The sequence below is a fragment of the Shouchella tritolerans genome (genome assembly GCF_025770735.1).
GTDB lineage: Bacteria > Bacillota > Bacilli > Bacillales > Bacillaceae_D > Shouchella > Shouchella tritolerans.
Genome location: NZ_JAODPB010000004.1, coordinates 209512 through 230376, shown reverse-complemented (window position 1 = coordinate 230376; position 20865 = coordinate 209512). Strand labels below are relative to the sequence as shown.

General features: G+C 45.7%; 23 protein-coding genes. 22 read left to right on the top strand and 1 reads right to left on the bottom strand.

The features are described from left to right. The first annotated feature begins 17 nt into the window (after nucleotides 1-17). The 11 genes from N6H06_RS15310 to N6H06_RS15260 all read left to right on the top strand — a co-directional run bounded on the left by N6H06_RS15310 (nucleotide 18) and on the right by N6H06_RS15260 (nucleotide 8400). Complete coding sequence (locus tag N6H06_RS15310; protein WP_094427469.1) at nucleotides 18-347, top strand: putative DNA-binding protein; 330 nt, start codon at nucleotides 18-20, stop codon at nucleotides 345-347. A gap of 24 nt (nucleotides 348-371) precedes the next feature. Further along, nucleotides 372-1730: a signal recognition particle protein gene (ffh, locus tag N6H06_RS15305; RefSeq protein WP_062750712.1), complete on the top strand. Its 1359-nt coding sequence runs from the start codon at nucleotides 372-374 to the stop codon at nucleotides 1728-1730. Between the two features lie 95 nt (nucleotides 1731-1825). After that, complete coding sequence (rpsP, locus tag N6H06_RS15300; protein WP_062750711.1) at nucleotides 1826-2098, top strand: 30S ribosomal protein S16; 273 nt, start codon at nucleotides 1826-1828, stop codon at nucleotides 2096-2098. Between the two features lie 26 nt (nucleotides 2099-2124). Continuing rightward, complete coding sequence (locus tag N6H06_RS15295) at nucleotides 2125-2355, top strand: KH domain-containing protein (protein ID WP_212953834.1); 231 nt, start codon at nucleotides 2125-2127, stop codon at nucleotides 2353-2355. 57 nt (nucleotides 2356-2412) lie between these two features. Next, nucleotides 2413-2835: a YlqD family protein gene (locus N6H06_RS15290; protein ID WP_062750709.1), complete on the top strand. Its 423-nt coding sequence runs from the start codon at nucleotides 2413-2415 to the stop codon at nucleotides 2833-2835. Continuing rightward, entirely contained in the window at nucleotides 2819-3340 is a 522-nt protein-coding gene (gene rimM, locus N6H06_RS15285) for a ribosome maturation factor RimM (RefSeq protein WP_263707472.1), read from the top strand. The genes N6H06_RS15290 and rimM overlap by 17 nt, the downstream gene beginning before the upstream one ends. Beyond that, nucleotides 3337-4071: a tRNA (guanosine(37)-N1)-methyltransferase TrmD gene (gene trmD / locus N6H06_RS15280; protein ID WP_062750707.1), complete on the top strand. Its 735-nt coding sequence runs from the start codon at nucleotides 3337-3339 to the stop codon at nucleotides 4069-4071. The genes rimM and trmD overlap by 4 nt, the downstream gene beginning before the upstream one ends. Before the next feature lie 170 nt (nucleotides 4072-4241). After that, on the top strand, nucleotides 4242-6068 hold the full coding sequence (locus N6H06_RS15275; protein ID WP_263707471.1) for an arginine--tRNA ligase: 1827 nt from the start codon (nucleotides 4242-4244) through the stop codon (nucleotides 6066-6068). A 143-nt stretch (nucleotides 6069-6211) separates the two neighbouring features. After that, a complete protein-coding gene (rplS, locus tag N6H06_RS15270; protein WP_062750705.1) occupies nucleotides 6212-6559 on the top strand; it encodes a 50S ribosomal protein L19 in 348 nt (115 codons plus the stop codon). A 112-nt stretch (nucleotides 6560-6671) separates the two neighbouring features. Then, nucleotides 6672-6818, top strand: coding sequence for a hypothetical protein (locus N6H06_RS15265; protein WP_263707470.1), 147 nt, complete (start codon nucleotides 6672-6674; stop codon nucleotides 6816-6818). Between the two features lie 469 nt (nucleotides 6819-7287). Then, entirely contained in the window at nucleotides 7288-8400 is a 1113-nt protein-coding gene (locus N6H06_RS15260) for a transposase (protein ID WP_263707469.1), read from the top strand. Here N6H06_RS15260 and N6H06_RS15255 read toward each other — a convergent pair. After that, nucleotides 8386-8616, bottom strand: a complete 231-nt coding sequence (locus N6H06_RS15255; RefSeq protein ID WP_263707468.1) for a hypothetical protein — start codon at nucleotides 8614-8616, stop codon at nucleotides 8386-8388. The genes N6H06_RS15260 and N6H06_RS15255 overlap by 15 nt on opposite strands. Before the next feature lie 225 nt (nucleotides 8617-8841). Between N6H06_RS15255 and lepB the strand changes: the two genes are divergently transcribed. From lepB to xerC, 11 genes are all read left to right on the top strand, one after another. Next, the gene (lepB, locus tag N6H06_RS15250) at nucleotides 8842-9396 is read left to right on the top strand and encodes a signal peptidase I (RefSeq protein WP_062750703.1); all 555 of its coding nucleotides are present in this window, start codon (nucleotides 8842-8844) and stop codon (nucleotides 9394-9396) included. Nucleotides 9397-9430: 34 nt separating this feature from the next. Then, nucleotides 9431-10297: a ribosome biogenesis GTPase YlqF gene (gene ylqF, locus N6H06_RS15245; RefSeq protein WP_263707467.1), complete on the top strand. Its 867-nt coding sequence runs from the start codon at nucleotides 9431-9433 to the stop codon at nucleotides 10295-10297. A gap of 313 nt (nucleotides 10298-10610) precedes the next feature. Then, nucleotides 10611-11390 (top strand): ribonuclease HII, encoded by a 780-nt coding sequence (locus tag N6H06_RS15240; RefSeq protein WP_062750701.1) that lies wholly within the window; start codon nucleotides 10611-10613, stop codon nucleotides 11388-11390. 17 nt (nucleotides 11391-11407) lie between these two features. Beyond that, nucleotides 11408-12523, top strand: a complete 1116-nt coding sequence (locus N6H06_RS15235) for a hypothetical protein (protein ID WP_062750700.1) — start codon at nucleotides 11408-11410, stop codon at nucleotides 12521-12523. Then, complete coding sequence (locus N6H06_RS15230; RefSeq protein WP_062750699.1) at nucleotides 12520-13005, top strand: EscU/YscU/HrcU family type III secretion system export apparatus switch protein; 486 nt, start codon at nucleotides 12520-12522, stop codon at nucleotides 13003-13005. The genes N6H06_RS15235 and N6H06_RS15230 overlap by 4 nt, the downstream gene beginning before the upstream one ends. Before the next feature lie 134 nt (nucleotides 13006-13139). Next, nucleotides 13140-14300 (top strand): ADP-forming succinate--CoA ligase subunit beta, encoded by a 1161-nt coding sequence (sucC, locus tag N6H06_RS15225; protein ID WP_062750698.1) that lies wholly within the window; start codon nucleotides 13140-13142, stop codon nucleotides 14298-14300. Between the two features lie 18 nt (nucleotides 14301-14318). Then, nucleotides 14319-15233: a succinate--CoA ligase subunit alpha gene (gene sucD / locus N6H06_RS15220; RefSeq protein ID WP_011247123.1), complete on the top strand. Its 915-nt coding sequence runs from the start codon at nucleotides 14319-14321 to the stop codon at nucleotides 15231-15233. 152 nt (nucleotides 15234-15385) lie between these two features. Then, a complete protein-coding gene (gene dprA / locus N6H06_RS15215; protein WP_062750697.1) occupies nucleotides 15386-16261 on the top strand; it encodes a DNA-processing protein DprA in 876 nt (291 codons plus the stop codon). A gap of 94 nt (nucleotides 16262-16355) precedes the next feature. Continuing rightward, nucleotides 16356-18428 carry a type I DNA topoisomerase gene (gene topA / locus N6H06_RS15210; protein ID WP_062750696.1) on the top strand — a complete coding sequence of 691 codons (2073 nt, stop codon included), beginning with the start codon at nucleotides 16356-16358 and terminating at the stop codon, nucleotides 18426-18428. Between the two features lie 153 nt (nucleotides 18429-18581). Then, a complete protein-coding gene (trmFO, locus tag N6H06_RS15205) occupies nucleotides 18582-19892 on the top strand; it encodes an FADH(2)-oxidizing methylenetetrahydrofolate--tRNA-(uracil(54)-C(5))-methyltransferase TrmFO (RefSeq protein WP_062750695.1) in 1311 nt (436 codons plus the stop codon). A gap of 58 nt (nucleotides 19893-19950) precedes the next feature. After that, the gene (gene xerC, locus N6H06_RS15200; RefSeq protein WP_318527570.1) at nucleotides 19951-20859 is read left to right on the top strand and encodes a tyrosine recombinase XerC; all 909 of its coding nucleotides are present in this window, start codon (nucleotides 19951-19953) and stop codon (nucleotides 20857-20859) included. The last annotated feature ends 6 nt before the right edge of the window (nucleotides 20860-20865 follow it).

Sequence of the window (20865 nt, the reverse complement as noted above, 5' to 3'; positions counted from 1 at the left end):
AACAAGGAGCGGTTTGCATGCTTGATAAGACGCTACGCATGAACTACTTGTTTGATTTTTATCATTCCTTGTTAACCGAAAAGCAGCGCAACTACATGTCCTATTATTATCTTGATGATTTATCGCTTGGAGAGATTGCAGACGAATATGACGTCAGCCGCCAAGCGGTCTATGACAATATTCGCCGGACAGAAGCCATGCTTGAAGAATACGAACAAAAGCTGAGGTTGCTTGAGAAGTTTGAAACGCGCCGTAGCTTGCTAGCAGAGCTGCGCAAAGCGGTTGCTTCCGATCAAGCTGTCGAGGCGTGCAACTCCCTTATTGACCGTATAGAGAAACTTGATTAGCATTCCTTTCAAGGAGGCGATTGGATGGCATTTGAAGGACTTGCCGCGCGCCTGCAAGATACGTTGACAAAAATTCGCGGCAAAGGCAAAGTCAGCGAACAAGACATCAAAGAAATGATGCGAGAAGTCCGGTTGGCATTGCTTGAAGCGGACGTTAACTTTAAAGTCGTAAAGCAATTCATCGCGAATGTGAAAGAAAAGGCGCTTGGCCAAGAAGTTATGAAAAGCCTAACGCCTGGCCAGCAAGTAATCAAAGTCGTAAACGAAGAGTTGACCGCTTTGATGGGAGCGGAGCAAAGCAAAATTGCTGTTGCTCAAAAACCGCCAACTGTGGTGATGATGGTCGGCTTGCAAGGCGCTGGGAAAACGACGACAACGGCAAAGCTCGCCAATCATTTGCGCAAGAAGCATAACCGCAAACCACTGCTCGTTGCCTGTGACGTTTACCGGCCAGCGGCTATCCAACAGCTGGAGACGCTTGGCAAACAACTGAACATGCCTGTCTTTTCCAAAGGGACGGACGCCAATCCAGTTGATATAGCTAAAGAGGCAGTTGCGACTGCCAAAGCAGAACATCATGATTATGTGTTGATTGATACGGCTGGCCGTCTCCATGTAGATGAAACGTTAATGGCGGAACTGCAAGATATGAAAGCAGCTGTCACACCTGATGAAATTTTGCTAGTCGTCGATTCGATGACAGGTCAAGATGCTGTCAATGTGGCAGAGAGCTTTAACAACCAGCTTGATGTCACAGGTGCTGTGTTGACGAAACTAGATGGCGATACGCGCGGTGGGGCTGCGATTTCCATTAAGGCAGTAACAAATACGCCGATTAAATTTGCCGGCATGGGCGAAAAAATTGACCAGCTAGAACCGTTCCATCCAGACAGGATGGCTTCTAGAATTCTCGGCATGGGCGATGTTCTGTCGTTAATCGAAAAAGCGCAAGCGAATGTCGATGAAGAAAAAGCAAAAGAGCTTGAGAAAAAACTTCGCAAAATGGACTTTACGTTCGATGATTTTCTAGAGCAGCTCGACCAAGTCAAAAGCATGGGGCCTCTTGAAGATTTGCTAGGGATGATGCCGGGGATGAATAAGGCAAAAGGCATGAAAAACCTAAAGGTCGATGAAAAGCAATTGACTCGAGTTGAAGCGATTGTAAAGTCAATGACGCCTCTTGAAAAACGAGATCCAAGCGTCATAAATGGCAGCCGCCGCAAACGTATTGCAAAGGGAAGCGGCACGACAATCCAAGATGTCAACCGCTTGTTGAAGCAGTTTGAAGACATGAAAAAAATGATGAAACAAATGACCGCTATGCAAGGCGGCAAAGGGAAAAAACGAGGCAAAGGCCTTGGCGGGCTTAAGCTCCCGTTTTGATTAAGGAATCCGTTTTAACAGTTTGTCTTGCAGATTGTTAGAATTGATGATATGATAAAAAATTGTGTGCAATTATTTTTGGAGGTGTACAGCAAATGGCTGTTAAAATTCGTTTAAAACGTATGGGTTCAAAGAAAGCCCCATTTTACCGTGTAGTAGTTGCCGATTCTCGCTCTCCGCGTGATGGCCGCTTTATTGAAGAGATTGGTACGTACAATCCAATCGCGCAACCTGCTCAAGTAAACATTAAAGAAGACAAAGCGCTAGAATGGATGAAAAAAGGCGCGAAACCTTCTGACACTGTGCGCAGCTTGTTTTCAAACGCTGGCCTAATGGAAAAGCTACACAACGAAAAAAACGGTAAGTAATCACCCCTTAAGGAGGATGGGCTAGCATGAAAGCTTTAGTTGAACATATTGCCCGATCGCTTGTCGATCATCCAGAGGCAGTTCAAGTTGAAGAAGTTCATGAAGAAAAGGCACATGTGTTGCGCCTTTCGGTGCATCCTGACGATATTGGGAAAGTGATTGGCAAACAAGGAAGAACGGCAAAAGCGATCCGCTCGGTAGTGTATGCTGCTTGCGGCAAGCAAAACGGGCGGGTGCGGCTCGATATTGTCGACTAAAAGGGCGGGGGGAACCTCACCCTTTTTTTGTATGAAACAAAGAATGGAGGGCTTTACGTGAAATGCATCCGCACGGCCACCGTAAAGCATGTGTTAACGGAGTCGAAAAAAGCAGACTTGAAGAAATCATTCGAACGTGATTTAACACAAATCGAAACAGAGCTAAGCCAAATGGAATTCCAGCTTCAGCGGGCGCTAAAGCCGATGAAACATACGACCGCCCATGGCGAACTCCAACAAAAATACCGGAAAGAAATAAAGCGGAGAGAAGAACGGATGGCTTCTCTGACGTTTCGGATTGAGCAGTTAATGAATTTGCCAATTGGGACTGAACTGGCGATGGGCACAACAGAAGTCATTGTCGATGTTAAGGAAGGCGACAAGTGGATTGACGAAGAAACGGAGTTGACAATTGTCGTCAATGATGGGTATATTGCTGAAATTAGAGAAGGCGGGGCAAGTAATGACGAACTGGTATAATGTTGGCAGGCTAGTGAACACACACGGAGTGCGCGGAGAGGTACGCGTCCTCTCAAACACTGATTTCCCAGAGGAACGCTATGCGAACGGTTCGGTTCTGAAGGTGGCGAAATCTCCTCAAGCTGAAGGGACACTTGTAACTGTTCGTAGCCATCGAACGCACAAAAATTTCGACTTGCTTACATTTGAAGGCTATGACTCCATCAATGAAGTCGAATGTTTTAAGGGAAGCTATTTATATGTGTCAGAAGATCAGCTTAGCGAATTGGACGAGCATGAATATTACTACCATGAGATTATTGGCTGTACAGTCGTTGATAAAGAAGGCGCCATGCTAGGCAAAATTAAAGACATTATTGAAACGGGAGCAAACGACGTCTGGGTGGTCGACCGAAAGCAGCGGAAAGATTTGCTATTGCCGTATATTGAAGAAGTTGTCAAAGAAGTGGATGTGGAAAACAAACGCATCCGTGTCCACGTCATGGAAGGCTTAGATGACGAATGAAAATAGATGTATTAACGTTATTTCCGGACATGTTTACGGGTGTTTTTGGCTCATCGATGTTGAAGCAAGCAAGCGACAAGGGGATCGTCTCCTTCCAGACGATTGATTTTCGGGAATATGCAGCGAACAAACACCGCAAAGTCGATGATTACCCTTATGGTGGAGGGGCAGGGATGGTATTGAGCCCACAGCCAATTTTTGACGCCGTGGCTGCGTTAACGGAAAACGAGAAAAAGAAGCCACGGATTATCATGCTTTGCCCGCAAGGCGAGCAGCATAGCCAACAGAAGGCGGCAGAACTAGCGGAAGAAGAGCATTTGATCTTCCTATGCGGCCATTATGAAGGCTTTGACGAGCGTGTCCGTCATCTTGTGACCGATGAACTGTCGATTGGCGATTATGTGCTTACAGGCGGGGAACTCGCGGCAATGGTCATTGCCGACAGCGTTGTTCGGCTTTTGCCAGGCGTGCTCGGAAATGACGAATCAGCAGTTACAGACTCCTATTCAACTGGCTTGTTGGAACATCCCCATTATACACGGCCTGCCGATTTTCGCGGCATGAAAGTGCCCGATGTGCTCCTTTCTGGCCATCATGCGAAAATTGAAGAGTGGCGGATGGAACAATCGCTGCGGCGGACGTTAGAGCGGCGCCCAGACTTACTAAAAGGGTATGAACTTACTGCCAAAGAAGCAGACATTCTTAAGCGGCTAACGGACAAGCAAGAATAAAGGCAACTACTCCGGGAGATGTCGCCCGGTGAGGTTGTCGTCAAAAAAACTTGCCGTACGGATCGAAATCGCTTCCTTTTAACATATTCAAGTTTTCAAAAAAAGCGATGTTCCTTTACTGAAGGATCATGTATACTAAATAGCATTATAGCAAAAGGTGGTTTCATACAATGCATGTAGAACAAACGCTGATTGAAGCGATTGCAGCAGCGGCCAGTGAGTTCCAAAATGACATCGAAGTCCAACTCGAGCAGCCGGCTCAACTGATCCATGGCGACTATTCGACAAACGTGGCGATGAAGCTTGCACGAGTAGCGAGAAAAAACCCGCTAACCATTGCGGAAACAATAAAAGAAAAGCTAGAGCGTCAGCGTTTGCCAGTCACAGGAATAGAGGTAGTAAAACCAGGTTTTATTAACTTTTTTATTGAATGGGATGACGCGTTGGCTGACGGCGATGAGCCACAGGCTCTTTCTAGCAGCGGCAAGACCGTGATCGAGCATACGTCCATTAATCCGAATAAGTCGGCTCATATTGGCCATTTACGCAACGCTTGCATAGGCGACACATTGGCGCGGCTCCTGAAAGCATGTGGCGAAAATGTAGAAGTACATAACTATGTTGATGATTTAGGGAACCAGCTTGCCGATACGCTGACTGCGTTGCTTCATACGGACTCAGACAGCGCAGCGACACGCTTTGGCGATTATTGCTGGAATGTTTATTCACGCTTAAACGAGGCATACGACAAAGGGACCATTTCGACGAATATCCGCGACGAAGTGCTACATAAATTAGAAGAAGGCAATAACAGCACGGCATGGCTTGGCTATGTGGTCGCCGATAAGATTACTTCAGAACATATTGAGGAAATGGGCCAATTTGGGATTGACTATGATTTGCTTGTATGGGAAAGGGACATCGTACAAAAAGGCTTCTGGCATACTGCCTTTCAGAAGCTAAAGCAAAGTGATGTGTTTGTCAAACAGGACAGCGGTCCACAAGCAGGCTGTTGGGTGCTTCGGATGTCAGACTACGAAGGTGAAGAAGGCAGCGAGCATCAAAGTGATAAAGTTCTTGTCCGCTCGAATGGCGTGTTAACGTACACAGCAAAAGACATTGCTTACCATATGTGGAAGTTTGGCCTTCTTGACGATGATTTTGCCTATAAAGAAAAATGGCCTGGTCTGTGGACAACCGCTAGCTCAGGTGTACAAGCAACTTTTGGACGAGGCGATGCAGTCATTAATGTGATTGACTACCGCCAAGAATACCCACAAAAAGTTGTCAAGCAGGCGCTTGCTGCGGTCGGCTATGAAAAGGAGGCAGAGCGGCTTTTCCACGTGTCCTATGGTGTCGTTTCACTGAGCAAACAAACGGCTAGCCAGCTTGGTCTTGAAACGGAAGAGGGGAAATCGGTTTATGCGATGTCTGGGCGTAAAGGCATCGGCATCAAGATTAGCGAGCTGATTCAACATATGAAGGAAGCTGTCCGCGCCCAAAGCATGGATGCGAGCGAAGCGACCGTTGAAGCGCTCGCTTTTGTGGCGATCCGTTACAATATGCTCCGTTATAACACGACGTCTGACATTGTGTTCGATTTAACAGAGGCAACGCAAGTAACAGGCAATACAGGCATCTATTTGATTTACACGTATGCCCGGGCAAACAGCATTATTACCAAAGCCGAACAGGCAGGCCTGTCCACAGAGGGGGCAACTTTTAAAGGCGCTGAAGATGCGGAACGGGCGCTGCTCAAGCACTTGGCAGGCTGGAGTACAGTCAAGCGCAAAGCAGCCGCATCGTTTGAACCAAATTTAATTTGCACCTTTGCTTTTGAGCTGGCAAGCCTCTATAACCGTTTTTATTCACAATGTCCTGTTTTAAAAGCTGAACCTTTGGAACAAGCGAAGCGTTTAGCGATTACAGAGCGTGTTAGCCAGCAGCTGGAGCGCGTTTTCACGATACTCGGCTTGCCGAGCTTGAAAAAGATTTAATCTTTATTGTGCAAGCTTGTTTTCTATGCTATGATAGTGGTTGTGGCTGATTGAACGTTCTTAGACGGACGGTTAGCAAGATTACGATATTCCGCTGCTGCAGTGTTGGCATGAATGTCTGTAGGGAAGGAGGGAACGATACGATGAGCAACCTCATTACAGAAATCACAAGTGAGCAATTGCGCACAGACCATCCTGATTTCCGTCCTGGCGATACGCTAGCGATCCACGTAAAAGTTGTCGAGGGTACTCGCGAGCGGATTCAAGTATTCGAAGGCGTCGTTATTAAACGCCGCGGCTCAGGGATTAGCGAAACGTTTACTGCGCGTAAAATCTCATACGGTGTAGGTGTTGAACGTACATTCCCATTACATTCACCAAAGATCGACAAGATCGAAGTGAAACGTTACGGTAAAGTACGCCGCGCGAAACTTTACTACTTGCGCAGCCTCCGTGGCAAAAAAGCACGTATTAAAGAAATTCGTCGTTAAACATGCGGCATTTGACGAAAAGAGAAGGAACGTTCCTCGTACGGAGGAACGTTCTTTTTTTAATGGTTTAGAAAACCCCTGGCTATGCCGGGGGTTCCAGAAAGCTTAAAGCGTGGTAACAAAAAAACAGTTTAGCACACTAGGACGGTTCCTTACTTTAGGAACGATCGACCATGGCGTGACTGTTGACGAAAATGGCGATATCTATATCGCTGAGATGTTTCATGATGAGATTATTAAATTTATCCGCTTATCTTAAGTATGAAAAAATTGAAAGCCAGCGTGTAACGGTCGTTGCCGGGTACGCTGGCTTTCATTTAATTTCTTGGCTGGTCTTGTCCCGGCCTCTTTAATTGGAAACAAAATAGGGTCACAAGAAAAGTGACCTCTAGAAAAGCTCGACTACGCCAATTGTCCAGGCGTTATCAAGACAATAGCAGGCTCTACAGTTAAAAGAGTAGCCAACGAGCGAGACTGGATGGTCAACTAGTCAGAGGAAAGCTCACGACAACATAGAAAGCAACCAGGATGACACTAAAACCGGAAAAGAACACAATCTTGGCAGGTTTAGGCCAATTTTAACGTATTTCCGAAAGAAGCCCCCTCTTCAAGCATATGAAGGGCGTAGCCCAACGGTAAGGGGAGATGAATATCGGTTTGGCAATAGCCGAAAAGCTTTTCCTATGGTATGGTGAGAACATACATTCGATGAAGTGAGGTGATTTGATATGGCCAAACGAAATAAAGCATATAAGTTTCGATTGTATCCAACAGATGAACAGGCTTTGCTTATACGTAAAACCTTCGGATGTGTTCGTTTCGTCTATAACAAGATGCTAACGGAACGAAAAGAGACGTATGCGTTACTGAAAGAGGATAAAGATGCCTTAAGAAAGGTGAAGCCCCCTACTCCTGCCAAGTACAAAAAAGAGTATGAGTGGTTGAAAGAAGTAGACTCATTAGCGTTAGCGAACGCACAACTAAATTTAGATAAAGCTTACAAAGCCTTCTTCAAAGGGATGGCCAAGTTCCCAACATTCAAAAGGAAACATCATAAACAAAGCTACACGACGAATGTCGTCAATGGGAATATTCAATTGTTGGGTCGTCATATCAAATTACCTAAACTTAAAATGGTCAAAATCCGACAACATCGAGAAATTCCTTCAGAACACAAACTCAAATCGTGCACGATTTCGATAACTTCATCCGGAAAATATTATATTTCCATTCTTACAGAGTATGAGAAGGAGATTGAAAGTAAGGAAATGAAAAAAGTGGTTGGATTAGATTTTGCGATGAACGGGTTATTTGTCGATAGCGAAGGGAAGAAAGCCAATTACCCTAAGTTTTATCGACAAATGCTTGATAAATTAGCCATTGAACAACGTAAACTTGCTCGTAAAAAGAAAGGCTCTTCGAATTGGCACAAACAACGGATTCGAGTAGCCAACATTCATGAAAAAGTCGCCAATCAACGGAAGAACTTTCTTCACCATCAATCAAAGGAATTGGCGATGAATTATGATGCCGTTATCATTGAAGATTTGGATATGAAAGGAATGGCACAAGCACTGAAGTTTGGCAAAAGTGTCGCTGATAATGGGTGGGGAATGTTCACTTCTTTCTTACAGTACAAACTAAACGAGCAAGGGAAACAACTGATCAAAATCGATAAATGGTTTCCATCCACAAAAACTTGTTCGCACTGTGGTTCCATAAAAGAAATGCCATTATCCGAACGAACGTATCAATGTGTTTGTGGAGTAAACCTTGATCGAGATTACAATTCAGCAATCAATATCAAAAAAGAAGGTATTCGCTTATTAGCCGCTGCCTAATGAAAGATAACTCTTGGAACAAGAGGGTTCGCTTGGTCCATTTCGCCAGCTACCAAAAGGGGCGATTACCCAAGAAGCCCCCACTTCAAGCGACCTGCAAGGGTGATAAGTGGTGGGTAGTTCACGCCAACCCCATCTTTTATTGTCTTGGTCAAGCCACAAGAAATCGCCAACGACAAACACAAAAATAAGAAACAATGCCCATGTTGGGTTCATACTGACCACCTCTTTTTTATTGTTGCTCTCATCCTATCACATTTGGGATTAATTGGGTTGTCATTTTGCTATTTCAAAAAATGAAGTATCAACTAGCAACCGCCGGAAAAATCATCGACAAAAGCATTTAGTGCTCGTGTATGCTGCGCAGAATTTGGCTGAACCGCAAAGTGACTACGTGCTTCTTTTTATGGTAAACTAGAGAGAAAAAGAGGAGGCATCCAGGTGCCATTTCGCGGATTTCCAATTGAGTGGGCCAAAGCTATTTGCATCGCGTTATGCGCCACAATGCTCGTACGCATTTTTTTGTACGCGCCCATTGTTGTAGACGGCCATTCGATGCAGCCGACGCTCGACTCTGGGGACAAAATGATCGTCAACCAAATTGGGTATGTTTTTATTGAGCCGAAACGTTTTGATATTGTTGTTTTTCACGCACCTGGTGGGAAAGATTATATCAAACGGATCATTGGCCTCCCTGGCGACCATTTGAAATATGAAAACGATACACTTTATATTAACGGGGAAGAAACAGCGGAACCTTATTTAAACTCGCTGAAACAGACGCTTTACGGCGACCAATTGCTTACTGGCGATTTTACACTGGAAGAGTTGATCGGCGAAGAGGTAATCCCTGATGACCATTATTTTATGATGGGCGATAACCGCCGTTTAAGTAAAGATAGCCGTGATATTGGTCTTATTCCGAAATCAGAAATTATCGGCAAAGCGAACATCATTTTTTATCCGTTTGAACATATAAACATTATCAATGATTAATGGGCTTCTTTTGCCCACAAAGCAGGTGAAATGGTTGAAAACGATTCAATGGTACCCTGGTCATATGGCCAAGGCACGCCGAGAAATAAAAGAAAAATTAAAACTGATCGATGTTGTAATTGAACTTGTCGATGCTCGCATTCCCCAGTCTTCCCGCAATCCACTCATTGATGAATTGGCGCAACAAAAGCCGAGGCTGATGCTGTTAAATAAGGCGGATTTAGCTGACCCAGCAGAAACGGAACGGTGGCGCGCTTTTTTTAAACGGACTGGAGCTGAAGTCTTGGCAATCAATGCGCAAACAGGAGCAGGCGTTAAAAACATTGCTCCTGCCTGCAAAATGCTAGCAAGCGCCCTCTATCAAAAATGGGAACAAAAAGGGATGAAACCGCGCCCGTTGCGAGCGATCATTCTTGGTATCCCCAATGTCGGCAAATCGACACTCATTAACCGCCTTGTTAATAAACGGCAGGCGAAAGTCGGCGATCGCCCTGGAGTGACCAAACAACAGCAATGGATCAAAGTCAAGCAGGAACTTGAACTTCTTGACACACCGGGGATTTTATGGCCTAAATTTGATGACCAAGAAGTCGGATTACGCCTTGCTGCAACAGGCGCAATTAAAGATGAATTGCTAGACTACGGCGACGTGGCTGCCTATGCGCTTCGCTACTTAGCAGCTGAGTATCCAGATTTGCTCCAAGCACGCTATGGCATCGAACGAAGCAGCGAAGAGGACGACATCGTTCCTTTGTTTGAAGCGATCGGAAAAAAACGGGGTTGCATCGTTCGTGGAGGCCTTGTCGATTATGATAAAACGGCTGAATTGATCTTGCGCGAGCTGCGTAGCGGTACAATTGGAAAAGTGACGCTGGAAAAGGCGGAACACGAAGCGCTGTAGGCGATTTAGTGGTTACAGGCAACTTCACTCAGACTAATAGAGGAGGAGTGCAGGCGAGAGACGATGCAAAGAGACGTATTTTATGGGCAGAGTTTTTTTGCGCATGGAACGAAAGCATAGTCTGCTGCAAACGACGACGCCTGTTGACTTCGCCTTGGGAAAATAAAACCGTATGTATGGATCACACTGGCAAAGAAGCCGATAAAAAGCAAAAGCACCAATTCCTAGAGTGCAATTATCACAAGCCTCTCCAGTTCCTTGGAGTTATACATACTTATCCTATTGCCAGTTTCATAGACAAGGAGGAAAAGCATTGGTGCCAATCGCGGCAATCCGTAGAAAGCTAATGGACGGATCCATTAGCCACAATGAGTTAGATGAGTTAAAAAAAGATCAGCGCAAAGGCGTGCAAGACCTGCTTAAACGTTATCAAGCGCAGCAGGAAAAGCAGCAAACGCTTATACAAATGCATAAGCAAATGTGGCGTTATGAACAGGAACTAAAACAGCGTGGTTATGTAGCTGTTTGCGGCGTTGACGAAGTGGGGAGAGGCCCCCTTGCTGGCCCTGTAACAGCGTGCGCTTGTATATTGCCAGATGGCTTTCAATTATTGGGGCTGACGGATTCGAAAAAATTGTCAAAAGCCAAACGGGAAGAATATGCCGCAATGATCACCGAACAAGCAGTCGCCTATTCGATTGCTAGCGTGAGCGCAGCTGAAATTGATGAAATGAACATTTTACAAGCGACGAAAAAGGCGATGACGAAAGCAATCAACGGCCTCAGCCAGAAGGCTGACCACTTGCTGCTCGATGCCGTTCGCCTTGATGTGCCGATCGCTCAAACATCGCTTATAAAGGGAGATGCCAAAAGTTTATCGATCGCCGCTAGTTCAGTGCTCGCCAAAGTATGGCGTGACCGATATATGGAGGAATTGGCACAGACATACCCTGGTTACGGTTTTGAAACACATGCTGGCTATGGCACAACGGCACACTTACAAGCTTTGCGGACTTACGGAATGACACCTGAACACCGTAAGTCCTTCCGGCCGGTGCTGGAAGAAAGCCAAGGCTTGATTTACGGTACATAAAAAAAGAGGAGAAACCAATGGAAATTGGAGGTTTGTTCGTTGATCGTGTAAATGGATCAGGCCAAACATTGGCCTTTCATGAAGGGCAAGTCTTACGTGGCGTTGTGCTGAACCGTTTTGCCGATTCTGGGCTTGTGCAAATTCAATTGAAGGATACACGTGTCGTTGCCGAGCTAAAAGCCGATTTGACGGTTGGCAAGACCTATTGGTTTACCGTGCAAAAGGGACAACCTTTGCCAATCTTGCAAAAAGCGGCAGAAGGCCATTCATATGAACAGCTTCTCCTGTCGTGGAATCGAACACCTTCACACCGCAATGTCCGTGTGCTCGCCCTGTTGGATTCAACTGGATTGCCTTTGACAAAAAAGGGATTTGCAGGGGTGGCCCACGCCTATGCCTCATTGAAACTGTCTGAACAACAGACAAAAAAAGCATTGCTTTACATAAAGCAGCAGAACGTAAACGTGACAGCCGCCACGCTCCAAGGCGCTCATCTGGAAGTAAACGCATCGGAATCGCTAAGTGTCGCGCTACGGCAGTTTGCCGCAGCTTGGAAACATACAGTGCCTGCCCAACTCTTTTTACAATTGGAGGAGCTTGGGCGCCAGCTGGAAGCAGGCGAATTTCGCCGAGGTGAGCTGTTAAAAGCGTATATGAGTACGCTAGGACGTCTGACGGAGCTACTTGAGCCTATTCAGAATGGAGCAGGAGACAGAAAAGCAAAAAAAGCAGCTGAAGAGCTGGCTTTGCGCTTTTCTCTTTACCAAGAAGGTACACTTATCCCTACGATCAAACAACAGTTTATTCCGTTGTTTGGCCATGATTGGTTGTTGCAATGGGAAAGCGCCGAGAACAGCGAGGAGAACAAGCCGCTGCGTTTTTATATTAGCGCTGAGCTTGAACAGCTTGGTTATGTATTAGTAGATGGACGCCAGCACGAACAGCGGCTATTCGCGACGATTTACAGCGGGCAACCAGCACCGCCTGCTTTTGTTTCGTTAGTGGAACAACTCCGTGATCGATTAGCAGCGGCTGGTTATACACTTGAAACATGCCGTTGGCTGAAAAGCGAATCCCATACAAACAAGACAATGCCCCGTTTGCCTGCTAAAGGAGTTGATATTCGCCTATGAAGCAAAAACGTATGAAGCGCGCCTACGCTCTTTCCTACAAAGACGGAGACGAGGCGCCGCGCCTTGTCGCCAAAGGAGCGCGGAAACAAGCGGAGGCCATGGTCGCTGAAGCAAAAAAACAGGGCATCCCCGTAATAAAACACCAGCAACTTTCAGAAGAGCTCGCTCATCTTCGTGAAATGCAATTCATCCCCGAGTCCCTCTATGAAGTAGCCGCCGAATTATTTGTTTTTCTCCATTCCCTCGATTCTGTTCATGATTTTTCTGGATCAGCCCATACTAAAACAGAGAAAGGGGGAAAAGAGATGGATGAAAAACGCAAAATCGGCGAAGAGGAATTTTCCGATGAATTTGGCCAAAATCGGCCCGCGCTTGAAAAGGACGTGATCGCAAAGGGGCTGAAAGCACTGTTTTCGAAAAAAAACAAACAGCACCAAAAAAGCGCTGAGCCCCAAGAGGAAAAACAGAAAGATAAAAAATGAAACAAATTGTCGGAATGATAACGGTTACCCCTCCCCAAGCGGCGAAAAAAGTGCTAAAATGGAAAAGAATTTCGTATTAACACGAAAATTCTCGTGCAAAGCGAAGCACGTGATTACAGGAGGCTGGAGAGAGAATGAATATCCACGAGTACCAGGGTAAAGAAATTCTTCGTTCGTACGGCGTAGCCGTTCCAAACGGAAAAGTAGCATTTTCTGTTGATGAAGCAGTAGAAGCGGCAAAAGAGCTTGGCTCATCTGTATCTGTTGTCAAAGCACAGATTCACGCAGGGGGGCGGGGAAAAGCTGGCGGCGTAAAAGTTGCAAAGAACCTCGATGAAGTTCGTACATATGCGGAAGAAATTCTTGGAAAAACGCTTGTCACGCATCAAACTGGACCGGCAGGGAAAGAAGTAAAGCGCTTACTCATTGAAGAAGGCTGTGACATTAAAAGCGAATACTATATAGGCCTTGTTGTCGACCGTGCGACTTCAAGCGTTGTCTTGATGGCTTCTGAAGAAGGTGGCACTGAAATCGAAGAAGTGGCCGAAAAAACACCAGAAAAGATTTTTAAAGAAGTGATTGACCCTGCCGTAGGCTTGCAAGGGTTCCAAGCGAGACGTATTGCTTTTAACATAAATATTCCAAAAGAACTTGTCGGTCAAGCCGTCAAATTTATGATGGGCTTGTACCAAGTGTTTGTGGAAAAAGATGCATCGATTGCTGAAATCAACCCACTTGTAACAACTGGCGACGGCAAAGTCATGGCATTGGATGCCAAGTTTAACTTTGATTCAAATGCGCTTTATCGCCATAAGGACATTTTGGAATTGCGCGATTTAGAAGAGGAAGATGTAAAAGAAATCGAAGCATCTAAACATGACTTGAACTACATTGCCTTAGATGGAAACATCGGCTGCATGGTTAATGGAGCTGGCCTTGCTATGGCAACAATGGACATTATCAAACACTATAACGGCGATCCGGCTAACTTCCTTGATGTTGGGGGCGGCGCAACGGCAGAAAAAGTAACGGAAGCGTTTAAGCTGATTTTGTCAGACGAAAACGTAAAAGGCATTTTTGTCAACATCTTTGGCGGCATTATGAAATGTGACATCATCGCGGACGGTGTCATTGCGGCAACGAAAGAAGTTGGCCTAGAAATTCCGCTTGTTGTCCGCTTGGAAGGCACCAACGTGGAACTTGGCAAAAAAATGCTAAAAGAATCAGGCTTAAACATTACCGCAGCCGATTCAATGGCCGATGGCGCACAAAAAATCGTTTCATTAGTGAACTAGAAGGGTGGAGCTAAGCAAATGAGCATCTTAATCAATAAAGATACAAAAGTGATTGTTCAAGGGATTACAGGCGCTACCGGGCTGTTCCATACAAAGCAAGCGCTTGAATATGGGACAAACATTGTTGGTGGCGTAACGCCTGGAAAAGGCGGAACAGACATTGAAGGCGTACCTGTATTTAACACAGTTCAAGAAGCTGTAGAGGCAACGGGTGCCAATGCGAGCGTCATTTATGTACCGCCAGCCTTTGCCGCTGATGCGATAATGGAAGCAACCGATGCAGAACTTGAGCTTGTCATTTGCATAACTGAAGGCATTCCTGTTCTAGATATGGTCAAAGTGAAGCGTTATATGGCAGGCAAACAAACGCGTCTCGTCGGGCCAAACTGTCCAGGCGTTATTACACCAGAAGAATGCAAAATTGGCATCATGCCTGGCTATATTCATAAAAAAGGCCATATTGGCGTTGTTTCCCGTTCAGGGACATTGACCTACGAGGCTGTTCACCAACTATCAACAGCTGGCATTGGGCAGTCAACAGCCGTCGGCATTGGTGGCGACCCTGTAAATGGCACAGATTTTATTGATGTTCTATCTTTGTTTAATGAAGACCCAGACACGTATGCTGTAATTATGATTGGTGAAATTGGCGGCACTGCTGAAGAAGAAGCGGCCGAATGGGTCAAAGCAAACATGACAAAACCAGTCGTTGGCTTTATCGGCGGACAAACAGCCCCTCCAGGAAAGCGGATGGGCCATGCAGGCGCGATCATCTCAGGCGGCAAAGGGACGGCAGCAGAGAAAATCAAAACGATGGAAGCGTGTGGCATTCGCGTAGCTGCTACTCCTTCTGATATGGGAGAAACACTTATTGAAGCGTTAAAGGCGAACGGCTTGTATGAAAAAAGCCTCACCCACGAAACCGCAAAATAATGTAATGGCTTTTAGCCCCTTGCCTCGTTGTAAGGGGCTTTTCAAAGTGTGGCAGATTTTGCTCTGCCTGAACCTTAAATAAACGTTAGTTGGTGCGATTTAAATACGGAAAGGAGTTGTCCCTTATTTCTTTTGTACGACGCTATGTACACATGCATACGTGGCTGTACGGCCATTATCGCGCGTTTTCGAAATTGCTCTGCTGGGACCCGTCACTAAAGGCGCCTTATCGTGCTAGTCCGTTGGAAATTGCCGCTAAGCTCGGCATAAATGAAAAAAGCGCCATTGCTTTTTTGCGCCATCTCCATAAGACGACCCCTGAAAACATGTACGCCAACCTTATTGAGACAGGCATTCATGTACTTCCGCTTTTTCATCCTCTCTACCCGCCTCTATTAAAAACGATTTACGATCCGCCTTATTTGTTATACGCAAAAGGAAACATCAAACTATTACAAACGAAAAAAATTGCCATTTGCGGCACGCGCACGCCGACTGCTTACGGCCGGGCAGCGCTTGCGACGATTGCGACACCAATTTCCGAACATTCTTTGACAATTGTCAGCGGAATGGCTCGCGGCATTGATGGGTTGGCACACGAGCAAGCGATTCGAGCAGGTGGGGCAACTATTGCCGTTCTTGGCTCCGGTTTTGACAGCATTTACCCTCCTGAACATGCAACTCTTTTCCATACATTGGCAGAACGCCAGTTGCTGTTAAGCGAGTATCCGCCGTTTGTGAAACCGCAGCGCTGGCACTTTCCCGTCCGAAATCGTATTATTAGCGGCTTGTCACAAGCCGTTATCATAATAGAAGCAAAGCGGAAAAGCGGATCGCTTATTACGGCCGACTTAGCGTTAGAGCAAGGGCGTGATGTCTTTGCTGTGCCAGGACCAGTCACTTCAACACAGTCGGAAGGCACCAATTGGCTCATTAGCCAAGGCGCCGGCTGCCTATACGCGAGCGAATCGTTATTCGAAGCAATGCCGCAACTTTTGTCAAAAACAGACGAATCGCCGTCTTTTTAAACAGGCTGCTTTCTACCGTTTGACAAATGGGGAATGTCTGTTTAATAATGAGGAAGATTTACATTATGAATAAGTTGAGAGGGAGCTGCTTTACATGTCCGATTATTTAGTAATCGTGGAATCTCCCGCTAAAGCCAAAACCATTGGCAAATATTTAGGTAAAAAATACGTGGTCAAAGCGTCGATGGGCCATGTGCGTGATTTGCCTAAAAGCCAAATGGGCGTTAGTGTTGAAGACAATTATGAGCCAAGGTATATTACAATCCGCGGGAAAGGCCCCGTGTTAAAAGAGTTAAAAACAGCTGCCAAAAAAGCAAAACGCGTTTATCTAGCCGCTGACCCTGATCGCGAAGGAGAAGCGATTGCTTGGCATTTGGCACACAGCTTGAATATTGACGAAAACTCCGACTGCCGTGTTGTTTTTAATGAAATAACAAAAACAGCGATTAAAGATGCTTTTAAACATCCACGTCCCATCAATATGGACTTGGTCGATGCCCAACAGGCGAGGCGGATTTTGGATCGCCTAGTTGGTTATAATATCTCGCCGCTTTTGTGGAAAAAAGTGAAAAAAGGCTTGAGTGCCGGGCGCGTCCAGTCAGTCGCAGTCAAACTGATTACAGATAGGGAAAAAGAAATTCAGCAATTTGTGCCTGAGGAATACTGGAGCATAACAGGGACGTTTTTGCTTGGCGATGAGCCGTTTGAAGCAAAGTTTTATGGGCGAAATGGCAAAAAAGAAAGCTTAACGAGTGAAGAAAACGTCAATGAAGTGCTAAAGCAAATAAAAGGAAAACAGTTTACTGTTGCTGATGTTGTCAAAAAAGAACGGCGCCGTAACCCTGTCTCGCCTTTTACGACGTCGTCCCTGCAGCAAGAAGCCGCAAGGAAGTTAAATTTCCGGGCTAAGAAAACGATGCTCATTGCCCAACAATTGTATGAAGGGATCGATTTAGGGAAAGAAGGGACAGTCGGTCTAATTACGTACATGCGTACCGACTCGACCCGAATTTCTGATACAGCCAAACAAGAAACATACGAGTACATTCGCTCCACATACGGCGAAGAGTACGCCCGTAAAGGCGAACGAAAACAAAAGCAGGACAAAAATGCCCAAGATGCCCATGAAGCGATTCGGCCAACTTCGGTCAAATATGAGCCGAAACAACTAAAAGAATATTTGTCACGGGACCAACTCCGCTTGTACCGCCTCATTTGGGAGCGCCTTGTCGCAAGTGAAATGGCCCCTGCGATTATGGATACGATGACGGTTGATTTGGATAATAATGGTGTCGGATTTCGCGCCACCGGCTCAAAAGTCAAATTTCCTGGCTTCATGAAAGTGTACATTGAAGGAAATGACGACAATAAAAAAGAGGAAGATCGGTTGTTGCCTGCACTGGCAAAAGGGCAACAAGTTGAAAAAACAGAAGTGACGCCAAATCAGCATTTTACACAGCCGCCTCCACGCTACACGGAAGCAAGGCTTGTAAAAACACTTGAAGAACTTGGGATCGGACGGCCATCTACGTATGCGCCAACGCTTGATACCATTCAGCGACGTGGATACGTAGCCTTAGATGAAAAGCGATTTGTCCCGACAGAGCTTGGTGAAATCGTGTTGGATTTGATAGTTGAATTTTTCCCTGAAATCCTCGATGTGGAATTTACGGCGAAAATGGAAGAAGACCTTGATAGCATTGAAGATGGACGCGACAACTGGATTAGCATTATCGACCAGTTTTACCAAAGTTTTGAGAAACGCTTAAAAGTGGCTGAAGAAGAAATGGAAGAAGTCGAGATTAAAGACGAACCGGCTGGAGAAGACTGTGAAAAATGCGGCCATGAGATGGTCTATAAAATGGGGCGCTATGGAAAATTTATGGCCTGCTCCAACTTTCCTGATTGCCGAAATACAAAAGCGATTGTCAAAGAAATCGGCGTCACTTGCCCTACGTGTAAACAAGGAAACATTGTTGAACGTAAAAGCAAGAAGCGGCGGATTTTCTACGGATGTGACCGGTACCCAGACTGTGAATTTGTATCTTGGGATAAACCGATTTCCCGTCCATGCCCAAAATGTCAAGGGTTGTTAGTGGAGAAGAAATCGAAAAAAGGTGTGTTTGTCGCTTGTACTTCATGTGATTATGAGGAAGAAAAACAATAATTTGTCGAAAAAAGGCTTTAGCGAATGCTATTAGTTGAAATCAAGCTAGAAAGATACTATGATAAGGGTACTTGATGATAAAAGCCTTCACTCTGCTAAGGAGTGGAGGCATTTGTGTGAAATGATTGTCGGGAAAAAGGAGCATTTGTTTAAATGACGCACAAACAGTCGATAAATGTAATAGGGGCTGGTCTCGCTGGTAGCGAAGCGGCTTGGCAAATAGCAAAACGAGGAGGCCATGTTCGGCTCTATGAAATGAGACCGGTGAAACAGACGCCTGCTCATCATACGGACAAGTTTGCCGAACTTGTATGCAGCAATTCGTTAAGGGGCAACTCACTTGCCAATGCTGTCGGCGTGCTGAAAGAGGAAATGCGCCATCTTGATTCGGTCATTATCAAAGCAGCTGATGAAGCAGCCGTTCCTGCTGGCGGCGCTCTTGCTGTAGATCGCCATGATTTTGCTGGCAAAGTGACCGAATATGTAAAAGGCCATCCGAACGTAACGGTCGTCCATGAGGAAATGACTGAAATACCTGAAGGCCCGACGATTATTGCTACAGGTCCACTCACTTCTGAAGCATTGGCGGAACAATTAAAAGCATTTAGCGGCGAAGAATATTTATATTTCTATGACGCCGCCGCTCCTATCATTGACGCCGAAACGATAGACCGTGACAAAGTCTACTTGAAGAGTCGTTATGATAAAGGGGAGGCTGCCTATCTCAACTGTCCGATGACAGAAGAGGAATTTGACCGTTTCTACCAAGCATTGATTGAAGCGGAAACCGTCCCGCTGCGGGAATTTGAGAAAGACATTTTTTTCGAAGGCTGCATGCCAATTGAAGTGATGGCTTCCCGCGGCAAGAAAACGATGCTGTTTGGACCATTAAAGCCAGTTGGACTAGAAGATCCGAAAACAGGGAAGCGCCCTTTTGCTGTCGTGCAGTTACGGCAAGACAATTCTTCCGGAACATTGTACAATATGGTTGGTTTCCAAACGCATTTAAAATGGGGTCCGCAAAAAGAAGTGATTCGCATGATTCCAGGCTTGGAAAACGCTGATATTGTCCGTTATGGGGTTATGCACAGAAATACGTTTTTAAATTCTCCTAACTTGTTAAAGCCGACATACCAATCGAAAAAACGCAGTGATTTGTTCTTTGCAGGGCAGATGACAGGTGTCGAAGGCTACGTGGAGTCAGCGGCAGCAGGATTGGTTGCAGGGATTAACGCCTTTAAATGGACACAAAGCCAACCGCTTGCTGTTTTTCCTGAAGAAACGATGATCGGTAGTATGGCTGCCTACATTACAAATGCGAATGCGAAAACGTTCCAGCCTATGAATGCGAACTTTGGTCTTGTTCCGCCGCTTGACGTTCGTATAAAAGCGAAAAAAGAACGCTATGAGGCGCTAGCTAAGCGTGCGTTGGAGTCGATTCAGAATTTTATGAAAGAAGTGTGACATCAGTTGCTTCTCCCTCTTGAACTATGGTAAAATTTATTAGTTCTAAGAGGGAGGCATGAATGTGGAATTATCTGAACGGCTTTTGATTGACCAATTTGTCCGCTATGTCCAAGTCGAAAAGAACGGTTCAAAATGGACAATCGACCACTATCGAAAAGACGTACAGCAATTCGCCGCATTTATGTCGGCAGCGGGCATTGCCGAGATAAAAGACGTAAAGCACCAAGATGTCCGCCTTTTTATAAGCGAGCTTGTCGATAAGAAGTACGCGAGAAAATCGATCGCAAGAAAATTGTCGGCGCTTAGAACCTTTGGAAAATTCTTGATGGAAGAGGGGCATATTAGCGAAAACCCTTTCTTGCACACGCATTTGCCTAAACAAACAACGCGTTTGCCTACTTTTCTCTATGAAGAAGAAATGGAGCACTGGCTTTTAGCGCTTCCTGCGAATAAGCCTCTCGAAAAGCGTGATAAGGCGATCATTGAGTTGCTGTATGCAACGGGAATGCGTGTTTCGGAATGCAGCATGCTGGCACTGGACCAATGGGATCGAGTGAGCGAGACGGTACGTGTTTTCGGAAAAGGCCGCAAAGAGCGGTATGTTCCAGTAGGGAAAATGGCTGTTAGCGCTGTTGAATCGTACATAAACGAGGCGCGCCCCAAGCTTTTGCGTGCAAACGATCCGACTTCCCATTTGTTTTTGAACTATCGTGGAGGAGCGTTAAGCGATCGGAGCATTCGGAAGATTGTGGAAAAAAGACTGGACGAAGCGGCTATGCAGAAAAAAATAAGCCCACATGCCATTCGCCATTCTTTTGCGACCCATTTGCTTAATGCCGGCGCTGACTTGCGCGCTGTCCAAGAGTTGCTAGGCCACCAATCGCTTAAGACGACACAAGTTTATACACATGTAAGCAAGGAGCGGCTCTATGCCGTTTATAAAGGCGCCCATCCGCGAGCCTAAGTCTAT